Origin of the sequence: Dermabacter sp. Marseille-Q3180 (assembly GCF_940792985.1) — a bacterium.
Taxonomy (GTDB): Bacteria; Actinomycetota; Actinomycetes; order Actinomycetales; family Dermabacteraceae; genus Dermabacter; species Dermabacter vaginalis.
In genome coordinates, this window is the sequence record NZ_CALNWU010000004.1 from 150,922 (window position 1) to 162,961 (window position 12,040).

At 62.5% G+C, this 12,040-nt stretch carries 13 protein-coding genes, 1 tRNA gene, 1 other RNA gene and 1 pseudogene; 14 read left to right on the plus strand and 2 right to left on the minus strand.

Translation table 11 applies throughout. The features are described from left to right. Nucleotides 1-38: 38 nt before the first annotated feature. A complete protein-coding gene (locus tag NBW56_RS09810; RefSeq protein WP_250259101.1) occupies nt 39-629 on the plus strand; it encodes a DUF421 domain-containing protein in 591 nt (196 codons plus the stop codon). Nucleotides 630-648: 19 nt separating this feature from the next. On the opposite strand, the gene ffs is transcribed toward NBW56_RS09810, so the two are convergent. Beyond that, nucleotides 649-744: signal recognition particle sRNA small type (ffs, locus tag NBW56_RS09815), an RNA gene on the minus strand. 176 nt (nt 745-920) lie between these two features. On the opposite strand from ffs, the gene NBW56_RS09820 reads away from it, so the two are divergent. From NBW56_RS09820 to NBW56_RS09880, 13 genes and pseudogenes are all read left to right on the plus strand, one after another. Then, a complete protein-coding gene (locus tag NBW56_RS09820; RefSeq protein ID WP_250259103.1) occupies nt 921-2,678 on the plus strand; it encodes a sodium-dependent transporter in 1,758 nt (585 codons plus the stop codon). Beyond that, nucleotides 2,675-2,791 (plus strand): methionine/alanine import family NSS transporter small subunit, encoded by a 117-nt coding sequence (locus tag NBW56_RS09825; protein ID WP_250259105.1) that lies wholly within the window; start codon nt 2,675-2,677, stop codon nt 2,789-2,791. The genes NBW56_RS09820 and NBW56_RS09825 overlap by 4 nt, the downstream gene beginning before the upstream one ends. 127 nt (nt 2,792-2,918) lie before the next feature. After that, a tRNA-Ser gene (locus tag NBW56_RS09830) sits at nt 2,919-3,003 on the plus strand. Between the two features lie 156 nt (nt 3,004-3,159). After that, on the plus strand, nt 3,160-4,332 hold the full coding sequence (locus NBW56_RS09835) for a hypothetical protein (protein ID WP_250259107.1): 1,173 nt from the start codon (nt 3,160-3,162) through the stop codon (nt 4,330-4,332). Nucleotides 4,333-4,599: 267 nt separating this feature from the next. Continuing rightward, nucleotides 4,600-5,130: pseudogene (locus NBW56_RS09840) on the plus strand (helix-turn-helix domain-containing protein); the annotation flags it as partial. 100 nt (nt 5,131-5,230) lie between these two features. After that, nucleotides 5,231-5,449, plus strand: a complete 219-nt coding sequence (locus NBW56_RS09845) for a hypothetical protein (RefSeq protein ID WP_250259109.1) — start codon at nt 5,231-5,233, stop codon at nt 5,447-5,449. A 64-nt stretch (nt 5,450-5,513) separates the two neighbouring features. Further along, nucleotides 5,514-6,122 (plus strand): phytoene desaturase family protein, encoded by a 609-nt coding sequence (locus tag NBW56_RS09850; protein WP_108871149.1) that lies wholly within the window; start codon nt 5,514-5,516, stop codon nt 6,120-6,122. Next, a complete protein-coding gene (locus tag NBW56_RS09855; protein ID WP_159087418.1) occupies nt 6,107-6,268 on the plus strand; it encodes a hypothetical protein in 162 nt (53 codons plus the stop codon). The genes NBW56_RS09850 and NBW56_RS09855 overlap by 16 nt, the downstream gene beginning before the upstream one ends. Before the next feature lie 129 nt (nt 6,269-6,397). After that, nucleotides 6,398-7,399, plus strand: a complete 1,002-nt coding sequence (locus NBW56_RS09860; RefSeq protein ID WP_070777553.1) for an IS481 family transposase — start codon at nt 6,398-6,400, stop codon at nt 7,397-7,399. Nucleotides 7,400-7,845: 446 nt separating this feature from the next. Further along, complete coding sequence (locus tag NBW56_RS09865; protein WP_250259111.1) at nt 7,846-8,787, plus strand: metal ABC transporter substrate-binding protein; 942 nt, start codon at nt 7,846-7,848, stop codon at nt 8,785-8,787. Nucleotides 8,788-8,840: 53 nt separating this feature from the next. After that, on the plus strand, nt 8,841-9,569 hold the full coding sequence (locus NBW56_RS09870; RefSeq protein ID WP_051120618.1) for a metal ABC transporter ATP-binding protein: 729 nt from the start codon (nt 8,841-8,843) through the stop codon (nt 9,567-9,569). Next, nucleotides 9,566-10,498, plus strand: a complete 933-nt coding sequence (locus NBW56_RS09875) for a metal ABC transporter permease (RefSeq protein WP_250259113.1) — start codon at nt 9,566-9,568, stop codon at nt 10,496-10,498. Before NBW56_RS09870 ends, NBW56_RS09875 begins: the two co-directional genes overlap by 4 nt. Then, on the plus strand, nt 10,495-11,361 hold the full coding sequence (locus NBW56_RS09880; protein WP_250259115.1) for a metal ABC transporter permease: 867 nt from the start codon (nt 10,495-10,497) through the stop codon (nt 11,359-11,361). Before NBW56_RS09875 ends, NBW56_RS09880 begins: the two co-directional genes overlap by 4 nt. Here the strand turns inward: NBW56_RS09880 and NBW56_RS09885 are convergent. Then, complete coding sequence (locus NBW56_RS09885) at nt 11,345-12,022, minus strand: metal-dependent transcriptional regulator (RefSeq protein ID WP_250259116.1); 678 nt, start codon at nt 12,020-12,022, stop codon at nt 11,345-11,347. The genes NBW56_RS09880 and NBW56_RS09885 overlap by 17 nt on opposite strands. Nucleotides 12,023-12,040 lie beyond the last annotated feature (18 nt).

Below are 12,040 nucleotides of genomic sequence, written 5' to 3' on the forward strand. Positions count from 1 at the left end.
AGCACCGCGGCTCTCGTTGGTTGCCCTAGGCTTAAGGCATGACGTTTGAGGAGTGGACCGCGGCATTGATCTCAGCGATCGGTATCGAATGGTGGCGGATTCCCATCGTGGTCCTCTCCGCCGTCGTGATTTACCTCGTCTTCTATCTCCTCATCCACATTTTCGGGCCGCGCATCCTCACGGGCTCCACGAGCTTCGACGCGGCGGTCATCATCATGCTCGGCGCGGTCGCGGGGCGAGTCGTGATCGGGCATCCACCGACACTCGCGGCAGGTGTCATCGGGCTCGTCACCCTCGTTCTCATGGAAGTGGTCTTCGGCGCGCTCAACACGGCGCTATCGCGATCAACGAGATATCCCGCTCTTGGCCTCAACAAACGGCCCGTCGTCGTCTTCGCGCACGGTAAGAAAATCGAGCACTATGCGCGGCGGGCCCGCGTCACGGACCAGGACCTCGCATTCGCGTTCCGTCGCTCCGGCATCGCTACCCGGAGCCAAGTTCAGTGCGCGATTATGGAGCCGAACGGCTTCATTAGCGTCATCCGCGAGGGAGAAACTATTGACCCCCTCCTCATCACGGGAGTCGTGGGCCAGGAATTTGTTCTTCCCGAAGACGATTCGCTCGACTAGCCCCCGCACACTGACGGCATAAAACGACTCCCCGCGCACCTGCCAGAGCCTTCGTACCCTTGCTGCCGTCAAGCCCTGGGGGATTCCGATGGATGACACCACACGGGGAGTCGCCCACAACGATACAGCCTCACCGGATTTTTCGCACAGTCACCGTCGGCCTCTGTGACATAGCCGAGCCTCACCGACCGACCCGACCATAATGCGGACGACGGTGGACAGGGGCGCTCCCTTTCTCCAGACTGTGAAGTCTGATCTCGCCACGCGAGCGAAAACCGAGGAAAGAACACCATGACCGAGCATTCCCACCATTTGGGAGCGGAACCGTCGGCCCCGAGCACGAGCCGGCCCGCGGGCGTGCAGTCGACCGCCCACGCTGCGCCCGAGCAGCAGCAACGAGCAAACCGCGGCGCATTCTCAGGCAGGAGCGCCTTCATTTTCGCGGCAATCGGTTCAGCGGTGGGGCTTGGCAACATTTGGCGCTTCCCCTACACCGCCTACGAAAACGGCGGCGGCGCGTTCATGATCCCCTACCTGATCGCGCTGCTCACAGCCGGGGTCCCCCTTCTTTTTATCGACTATGCGATTGGGCACCGCTGGCGCAGCTCCGCGCCGCTCGCGTGGCGCCGCATGAACCGCAAAGTTGAGGCCATCGGCTGGTGGCAGGTCATGATCTGCGTCGTCATCGCGGCGTACTATGCGGCGATTCTCGCGTGGTCCGCGTGGTACTTCATCTTCAGCTTCACGAAGGCCTGGGGTGAGGATCCAGGCTCATTCTTCGGGTCCTTCACCGCATCCGTCCCGGCGGAAACCACCGGCATCGGCTTCGACTTCGTACCGAAAATCCTGATCGCCATGATCATCGTGTGGGTCGCGAGCGTCGCCGTCCTCGCGCTCGGCGTGCAAGGAGGCATCGCCCGCTCAAGCACGATCTTCATCCCGCTGCTCATCGTGATGTTCCTGATTCTCGTGCTCCGTGCCGTGACACTCCCCAACGCAGGCTTCGGCCTCGATGCACTCTTCACGCCCGACTGGGGCGCCCTCACGAACGGATCGGTGTGGATCGCCGCGTACGGGCAGATCTTCTATTCGCTCTCGGTGGCGTTCGGCATCATGCTCACCTACTCCTCCTACCTCAAGAAGAAGACCGACCTCACGGGCTCGGGGCTCGTCGTCGCCTTTTCCAATTCGGGCTTTGAACTCCTCGCGGGCATCGGCGTCTTTGCGGCACTTGGCTTCATGGCGGCCTCCACGGGCCAGCAGGTCACCGACGTTGCCACCGACGGCATCGGGCTCGCCTTCATCGCCTTCCCGGCGATCATCAACGAGGCACCGCTCGGCGTGCTCATCGGGGTACTGTTCTTCGGCTCGCTTCTACTCGCGGGCTTCACGTCGCTCATCTCGATCCTCGAGGTCATCATCGCGGCTGTGCAAGACAAACTCGGCCTGAGCCGCACCAAGGGCACGCTCGCCGTGGGTATTCCCATGGCGGTTCTCTCGACCCTCGCTTTTTCCACGGCGACGGGCCTGAATCTGCTCGATGTTTCCGATAAATTCGTCAACTCGTTCGGCATCGTGGTCGCGGCCCTCGCTGGCACACTCATCCTCGCCTACGTCGTTCGAGGTATCCCCGCGCTGCGCGACCACCTCAACATGTACGGCTCGTTCAAGGTCGGCGATTTCTGGTACGTCATGGTGTCGGTCATCATTCCCGTGATCCTCGCTGTCACTCTCGTGCTGGATGCTCGCGAAATCCTCACGAACGGCTATGGCGGCATGCCCTCGTGGTTCGTCAACACATTCGGGTGGGGCATGGCGGCCGCGCTCGTTGCTCTCGCCCTCATCATGAGCCGGATCCCCTGGCCGAAAGCCTCCAATGTCGGCAAGCTCGATTCCGATGGCGACCCGATCGCCCAAGGGGTCGTGCGCGGCAAGCCTCTCGAGGTCCCCGCGCCCGACACCCAGTTCCCGCACGAGCTGCGCGCGGATGACGACCCCGCGCGCGCCGGCCTCTTCACGCGCCTCTTCACGAAGGGAAAGAACCGATGAATGCCTCTGCGATCGCTCTGCTCATCGTCTCGATGCTCATGCTGTGGGGCGGGCTTGGCGCCGCGATCATCAACCTCGTTCGCCACCCCGACCTCTCCGCCGAAGACGACTAAGCCGTGTGACCTTCGCCCCGTCTATGCCGACTGCCGCCGATCTTCGCATACACCACCCAGGGCTTTTTGGGTACACTGGAGCGCGTTGCCTTTTCCGGCGGGTCCGCCCGCTCCGCGGCAACAACCTGGAGGATTCGCCTAGCGGCCTATGGCGCACGCCTGGAACGCGTGTTGGGTTCACGCCCTCAGGGGTTCAAATCCCCTATCCTCCGCGGATTGAACGGGCACCGTTTCCCGCCATCACGGTGGAGGCGGTGCCCGTTTTTCACGCCCTCGCGTCTTTCGCAGTTCCACCAGAACCGGTACGTAAACTCGGTGCGCGCCCCTTTCAATCACGACGAAGCGACGACCGGCGCCTGGAGTCCCGCATGTGGCACATTACCCCGCTCGACAAGATTCAACAGTGCACCGCACAGAGCGCAGAGGCGTGCTCGCAGGAGCCGCCCGAACACCACTTCCCCACGAAGATTGCTGCAAGCCTCTATCTCGATGAGTTGCGCTCCGAGAGTGTCATCGACCCCATTTCGGGTTTCCACATTCGTGAGCTGAGGCGTGTGCGGCCGAGGAGCGGGGCTCCCGATCGCTTCCTTCGGTCCCTCAAAGATGACCTCGACGAGAAATTTGAGGGGAGCGAGCCGGGCGAAATTAAGGGTGTAAACATGGTGACCACGGCGACGAGTCGGGTTTTACCGGTTTCGTATGGGATCTTTCGTAACGTAAGGAGCGACGGAAGCGGTACGTGGAAGCTCGTGTTCGCCGATCGCGCGGATAAGCACGTTAGGCATCGGTTTTCGACGAAAGATTCCGGTGAAGGGGATCCACGCGTGACGGGCGAAATCGACGAAGCCGTTGATGCTTTCCGCGACCTGATTTACAAGGAATACGGAAGTGCAACGTGGGAGTTCCGCCCCGAAAGTACGCAAGAGTTCGATCGGGCCATTGCCGCCGACATGGCCGCCATCCTTTCGTGCGTGTACTACGTCGAGGAGTACCTCTCTCCGTTATCCTCCGGCAGCGACCGCCTGTACATCGGGAGCGCGAGTTACCTCTTCAATCACCTGATTCAGTCCGACGGTTCCCTTGCAGGGCAGGTTCCCTACTTTTCCGGATTCGACGCGCGGGACATTAGCCGTCTCTTCCGCTGCTCGCCCGCCGTGCGCGATCGGTATGCGCGTATCGACATCACCGTGGCCGAGGAACCCGATGCGTACCTGCGCAGGGAGATTGGCGACCGAGCCCCCGCGTGGGCGCTTCGGAACGCTCAGGGACGCTGGCTGTACGACGAAATCGAGAACGGCGAGAGCATCACGCACGCTCTCGCCTCCCCCGACGATGCCTTCGCGAAGGTCATGGAACACTTTGAGAGGCTCGAGAACGTGCAGGGGTTTGCTACTTCCGGGGACAAGGTTCAGCGCAGTCAGTACCGACGTGCAGCCACGAGACGAGCGGAGTGGGCACGAGATTTCATGCGCAACACCGATGCCTTTGCACTCGCACATGATGTGGCACATGCACAGGCCGCGAAGAACGCGCAAGGCTAACTGTTGGGCTGGCGTAGCCGGGAAGCTAGGCCCGGCGGCATCAGCTTTTGATGTGGAGTCCGACGGTTGCCTGGCTACCGTCGGAATCGCAAACCCCGAGGTGCTTCGCTCCCCCGCCGGGGATTTCACCCCGTTTGCCCGGATCGCGAGGAAACTCTCTGGCGCCTAAGTGTAGTTCCTCGGGAGGTTGTGAACGGGATTTGAGGTCAGAGAAGACCCCCGGTATCGAGGTGGGTAACGACACGCACCCTGACCCGGAGGTCTTCCATGACACACCGTAACGCCCCGATGACCATCGAGGGTAGGCGCCGGCTCGTCTGTCTTGTTGTCGATCACGGCTGGCCCCAGCGACGCGTTGCTGAACGCTTCCAGGTGTCCCCGGCAACGGTGTCTCGCTGGGTGAGCCGGCATCGGGCAGGGACCGGTTTGGCTGACCGCTCGAGCCGTCCGCACTACAGCCCGAACAGGCTCAGCGCACGTACCGAGCGACGGATCATCGCGCTGCGGTTCAACCGCCGATGGGGGCCGCACCGGATCGGCTATCACCTGCGCGTGCCACGCTCGACCGTCGGGCGGGTCCTGGCCCGCTACCGGATGCCGAAGCTGGACTGTATCGATCAGGCCACCGGCCTGCCGGTCCGCCGGCCGGCACCTCACCGGTATGAGGTCGATCAGCCTGGCAAGCTGGTCCACGTCGACATCAAGAAGCTTGGCCGCATCCCTGACGGTGGCGGCTGGCGGGCTCATGGCCGCGGATCGGGCCAGGACCGGAAGGTCCAGTCCTCACGGGGCAAAGCCCGGGTGTAATCTGACCGTGACGGAAATTGCAGGTATCGCCCGGTTCGGGCATGTGATCCCGGCAGGCATGTACCGCTCCCCTCGCTCGAAAGGTTCGACCATGGCCAAGAGTCCCTACTCCACGAAGAACGCAGCATGGATCGTCGTTCTCATCGTCATCGGCATCGCCGTCGTCAGCATGTTCTTCGGCATCGCCGGTGAAGAGCTTTGGCGGAAGCTCCTCGGTGCCGGCATCCTCATCATCGTCGCACTCGTCGTCATCTACTTCTGGCGCCGCGACACCGGAAAGCGCTCGCGCACCGACGACACCACCGTGTGAGTTCCATCCTGCTCTGTCAGGTGCTGCGGAGGCTCGGGGGTCTAGCTGTGAATGACGGCCCGCAGTGACGTCCGCGATCGTCGTCGGCAGCGGTCCGAACGGACTCTCCGCCGCTCTCACCCTTGCCCGCAGCGGCATCGAGGTCACCGTGCTCGAGGCCGCTGCGCAACCGGGCGGGGGTGCCCGATCGGCGGAGGCAACGCTCCCCGGACTTCTCCACGATGAGTGCTCCGGCTTCCATCCGCTGGCCGTCGACAACGCCTTCAGCCGCTCCGTCGACCTCGCGGCCCACGGTCTAGCCTGGGAGTGGCCGGAGATCCAGTACGCCCACCCGCTCGACCACGGCGGGGCGTCGGCGGTGCGCGATGTCTTCGCGACCAGCCGGACCCTGTTCGATGACGGCAGCGCGTGGGCCCGGGTGTTCGGAACCGCAGCCGGCGATTTCCGCGGCCTCACCGACGACCTACTCCGCCCGATGCTCCGCATGCCGGAGCCCGGCAGGGAAGCACCGGGTTCGTCTTCCTCACCGCAGACGGCCGGGATGTCGGCAAGTTCGAAACCCATCTGCTCCTGGCGTCCCCAGGACACACGCAGGTCACCATCGACTGGACACCGCTGGAGCACCCGCCCGATGACCTCGACGAGGTCACCGAGGTCATGTCAGAGCCGCTGAATCTCACGGCCTGCCCGTTCGAGCAGCTCTACGGGCCTGATCGCATCAGCACCTTCGGCGGCGGTTACGGCTTCAATCTCGCAGAGTGCGTCTCCTGGATCTTCGACGTGGAGAAACCACAGGATGACCTCGGCTTAGCCGCCTAGTCAGGATGCTCTCCCACCGCGCCTGCTCTAGGTGTAGTTCCTCGGGAGGTTGTGAACGGGATTTGAGGTCAGAGAAGACCCCCGGTATCGAGGTGGGTAACGACACGCACCCTGACCCGGAGGTCTTCCATGACACACCGTAACGCCCCGATGACCATCGAGGGTAGGCGCCGGCTCGTCTGTCTTGTTGTCGATCACGGCTGGCCCCAGCGACGCGTTGCTGAACGCTTCCAGGTGTCCCCGGCAACGGTGTCTCGCTGGGTGAGCCGGCATCGGGCAGGGACCGGTTTGGCTGACCGCTCGAGCCGTCCGCACTACAGCCCGAACAGGCTCAGCGCACGTACCGAGCGACGGATCATCGCGCTGCGGTTCAACCGCCGATGGGGGCCGCACCGGATCGGCTATCACCTGCGCGTGCCACGCTCGACCGTCGGGCGGGTCCTGGCCCGCTACCGGATGCCGAAGCTGGACTGTATCGATCAGGCCACCGGCCTGCCGGTCCGCCGGCCGGCACCTCACCGGTATGAGGTCGATCAGCCTGGCAAGCTGGTCCACGTCGACATCAAGAAGCTTGGCCGCATCCCTGACGGTGGCGGCTGGCGGGCTCATGGCCGCGGATCGGGCCAGGACCGGAAGGTCCAGTCCTCACGGGGCAAAGCCGCGCGTGCCGGGCAGCCTTCGTCGCGGGGGTATCGGTACCTGCATCACGCCGTCGATGACTACTCCCGGCTGGTGTACTCCGAGATCCTCAATGACGAGAAGAAACACACCGCAGCAGGCTTCTGGAAGCGGGCGAACAGGTTCTTCACCAGTATCGGTGTCGCGATCGAAGCAGTCATGACCGATAACGGGGCTTGTTACCGGTCCGGAGACTTCCAGCAAGCCCTCGGAGATGGGGTCAGGCACAAGCGGACGAGGCCTCGCCGTCCGCAGACGAATGGGAAAGTCGAGCGGTTCAACCGGACGCTGATGAACGAATGGGCCTACGCGAGACCGTATGCCAGTGAGAGTGCTCGCGAGGATTCGTACGCAGCGTTCTTACATGACTACAATCACCACCGAGCCCACACCGCCATCGGGGGACTCTCACCAGCCGACCGCGTTCACAACCTCACGGGGAAGTACACCTAAGCCGCAACGCGGCTATTCAGCCATGCGGCACCCGCTCGGCATTCCACGTGAGAGGATCACCGCACCCCGTGCCGATAGGCACCCAATCCTCAAGCTCCGCCTCCTGTAAACGGACTATCCCACGAAGCTCCCCTCGGGAACTATGTCAGCGTCGAACACGAAGCGGACACCCTTCGATGCTCCATACGTAGCGCTCCAGGACACCCGGCTGATCGAGAGAAATCGACCCACGGTTAAATCGAGGCGCGAGGGAGCATAACGATGCATCTTCCTTGCTCGACCGCGCTCTCGTGACACACAACACTCACGGTTTTAGGTTGCCCTAACTTCGTTGTTAGGGCATCCTGGTTTTCTCGCGTCATAGGGCGCGAGAGACGGGTCGACGCCCGATGTGCACGGATGCACGCCTGCTCGGCACGTCTTCACTCCAGCATCAAAGGGATAACGTGAACCTTCGAAAGTCAGCACGCGCTGCCGTCGTTGCCTTCGCTGCCATGGCGCTCGCACTCACAGGCTGCTCAGGCCAAACCGCACGCCAAGACGACGGCAAGAAACTCTCCGTGTACGCGACGACGGGCTACCTCGCCGATGCCGTCGCGAACATCGCCCCAGACGCCGAGATCACGACGATGGTGGGCCCCGGAGGGGATCCCCACACCTACCAGCCCTCCACCCAAGACATCGAAAAGATGCGAAGCGCCGACCTCGTTTTCTGGAACGGCTTGAACCTCGAGGCCCACATGACCTCTCAGCTCGAAAGCTTCGGCGATCGTCAACTCGCTGTCGGCTCGAAGATCCCCGAGAAGCTTCTCCTGCCGTGGCCAGAAAAGGACGACAAAGGACGCCCGCTCCATGACCCTCACATCTGGAACAGCCCTGAAGCATGGCTCATCGCCGTCGACTCGGTTGCCGACAAGATCGCCGAGGCCGACCCCAAAAACGAAAAGACCTATCGCGCGAACGCCGAGAAATACAAGGAAAAAATTCGCGCAGCAGTGAGTAAGGCCGACGCAAAACTCGCAAAGATCGATGCGCCCCGCATCCTCGTGACGGGGCACGACGCCTTCAACTATTTCGGAAAGCATTTCGATCTCGAGGTCCACGCGACTGATTTCATCTCGACAGAAGCCAAGCGCAGCGCAAAGGAAATCGACGAGCTTGCAACCCTCATCGCCTCGAAGAAGGTTCCTACGATCTTCCTCGACAACCAGGCCAACCCGCAGGCCATCAAGAGCCTCCAAGAAGCAGTGCACGCGAAAGGATGGGACGTCAAGATCTCGGATGCCGAGCTCTACGCGGATTCCCTTGGAGCGGAACCCGGGGTCGACACGTACCTGGGAGCTTTCACCCACAACGTTGACGCTGTCGCGGAGGCGCTTGCGAAGTGACGGCGCAACCCCCTGCTAAGAGTGTCGCCGCGCCCGCGTGTCGCGTCACCGACATGACAGTCGCCTACCGCGAAAATATCGTCCTCAAAGGTGTCACGCTCGAAGTGGCACGCGGCGCCTGCATGGCGATCGTCGGGCCCAACGGCGCGGGAAAATCCACTCTGCTCAAAGCCATGCTTGGGCTCGTTCCACCCCTCACGGGCACGGCCGAGTTTTTCGGACAAAGCCTCCGCGTGGCGCGTTCGCGAGTGGGGTACATGCCGCAATCTCTGAGCGTCGATTGGGACTTTCCCGCGACCACGCTCACCGTTGTGACAATGGGGACCTACGGCACTCTCGGGTGGTTTCGCCGGCCGGGGCGCCGCGAGCGTGAGCGTGCGCTCGCGGCGCTTCGCCAGGTCGGCCTCGAGGATCTGAGCACACGCCACATTAATGAGCTCTCGGGTGGTCAGCGCCAACGCGTCTTTCTCGCCCGCGCCCTCGTACAAGAGCCAGACCTCCTCATCCTCGACGAAGCATTTCAAGGGGTCGATGCGCGAAGCGAGCGTGCAATCTTTGATGTTCTTGCCGACTTCCGCTCGAAAGGGCGCACCGTTGTGCTCGTTCATCACAATCTTGCGACTGTTCGGGAGTTTTGCTCTGACGTTGCGATTCTCAATACTGAACTCATCGCATCGGGCCCCGTGGAACGCACCCTCACAGACGTGGCTATTCGGCGCGCGTATGACCTCGATGGATGTCTCTCGCGCGCCCTCGTCTCTCGCGAAGAAGGTCACTCGTGAGCATCGTCGATTTTCTTTCGGTCTACACCTACCGCAGCGTCCTTGTGGGGACGAGCCTCATCGGGGCTATCGCTGGGGCGCTCGGCTGCTTCGCCTATGTGCGCCACCAGTCGCTTGCGAGCGACGTCATCTCGCATTCAGCCCTCCCCGGGGTTCTCCTCGCCTTCCTTTTTTCAACGCTTGGTCCGGGCGCCTTCATACATTCGCCACTTCTACTCGTCATAGGAGCGGCGGTCACCGGAACGGCAGCGCATCTCGTCGCGAACATCGTCGCGTCTCGCACACCACTCACGATCGATGCCGCGATGGCCACGACGCTCTCGCTCTTTTTCGGAACCGGTATGCTGCTCCTTCAGTTCATCAGTAAAAGTTCCCTCCCCGGTAAGGGTGGGATCGGTGCGTTTCTTTTCGGTAACGCCTCAACGCTCACGAAAGCCGACATCACCTCGAGCGCGGTAGTCGGCGGGTGCGCAATCCTCGTGACGCTCGCCCTGTGGAAAGAGTTTTCGCTGCGCGCGTTCGATCCGGAGTTTTGCACGGTACTCGGACTGAACGGCAAGGCGATCGATGCGGCCATGTTCGCCATGCTCGCGATCGCCACGGTCGCGGGAGTAAAAGCCGTCGGGCTCGTGCTCATGGTGGCTTTCGTTGTGACCCCTCCGGCGGTCGCACGCCAGTGGACCCGCGAGCTTTCCTCCATGACACTTTGCTCCGCTCTCGTTGGTGCGGGCGCAAGCAGCCTCGGCGCCTATGCATCTGTCGCGCTCGGGGAACTGCCGAGCGGACCCGTGACCGTTCTCGTGCTCGTCGGGGCTCTCGTCGTGTCACTCCTGTGCGCCCCTCGACGTGGAATCCTTGCGCGCATGGTCGCGTCTTCGACGACGCGCCGCACTTTTCGATCGTCACCCGGGCAAGGGAGGAAACCGTGAACTTCATCCTTGGTACGTGTGCCCTAGCCGTCACGACGGCACTCGCTACTGCCCTTCCCGGAGTTTTCGTCGTACTTCGCAAGAGTTCGATGATGGTCGATGGTATGAGCCATGCGGTTCTTCCGGGAGTCGTGATCGGCTATGCGCTGACGCACTCTCTTACCTCTCCCCTGCTCATTGTCGGCGCCGCAGGCGCGGGGCTCCTCGTCGTGCTCGGAAGCGAAGCACTCTCACGCACGCGTTTGCTCGCGGGAGATGCGTCGCAGGGCCTTGTGTTTCCCGCTCTTTTCAGCGCCGGCGTTCTTCTCATCTCGATCGATTTCGGCAATGTCCACCTCGATGAACACGCGGTCTTGGTGGGCGATGTCAATCTCGCCGCATGGACACCTCTCACCATCGGCGGCATCGACGTTGGACCGCAATACCTCTACGTCATGCTCGCGGTTCTCGCCCTTAACATCGGCGTAATCGCCGCGCTGTTCCCACGTTTGACCGTCACGACCTACGATCCAGCATTCGCCCAATCAATCGGCGTGCGCACGGGAGCCATCAATGTGGTGTTCATGTTTCTCACATCGCTCACCGTGACGGCCGCTTTTCACGCAGCTGGAGCCGTCCTCGTGCTTGCCCTCGTCGTGGTTCCCGCGGCGACCGCGAGGCTGTGGTGCAGAAGCATTCGAGAAATGATCATCGGAAGCGCTCTCGTCGCAACGCTCGGAACGCTCGCTGGGTTTTGGCTCGCCTACGTGCTCGGCGCGGCGACGAGTGCGGGCATGGCAGTGGTCTATGGCCTCATCTTTTTCTGCGTACTCGCCGCCCGCACGGCGCTCTCTCGGGTTCGCCCCTCTATTCGAGAACAGTGACCCACACAGCGTCGGTCGCAGTCTTGCCGAGCGCCGCTATCCCCTTCACGCCGTCGACCTCAAGGTCGAGCGTCTCGGAGAAAGGCTCCGATTCGCGCGCACGCACAATCGCCCCAAAGGTGAGCCCTTTCCCCGCGAGGAACTGCAAAAGCGCTGGATCAGCATCCGACACTCGCTCCACCCGTGCCGACTCCCCAGCCGCAAGATCCGTGAGCTGGAATGCGGGGATCGTTTCGAATGTTCCGTCGGGCCCTGGAATCGGGTCACCGTGCGGGTCTCGCGTGGGGTGCGCCAGAGCGGCGTCGATTCTCTCCACCATAAGATCGGAGACCGCATGCTCAAGCACTTCTGCTTCGGCATGCACCTCCTCCCACCCGTAGCCGAGCTTTTCAACAAGGAAGGTCTCGATGAGTCTATGTCGGCGCACCATAGCGAGGGCGAGGCAGCGGCCTTCCTCCGAGAGCGTGATCGCCCCGTAAGGCGAATGCTCCACGAGCGCCTGCTTAGCCAGTTTCTTAATCGTCTCGGATGCCGTTGCCGGTCGAACTCCCACGCGCGCGGCAATCTTCGAGGTCGTCACGGGTTCGTTCGACCATTCGCCTAGAACCCACACAGCCTTGAGGTAATCCTGCACGCTACCGGAGAGCTTCTCTACTGACACGCCACCACAGTAGCAACA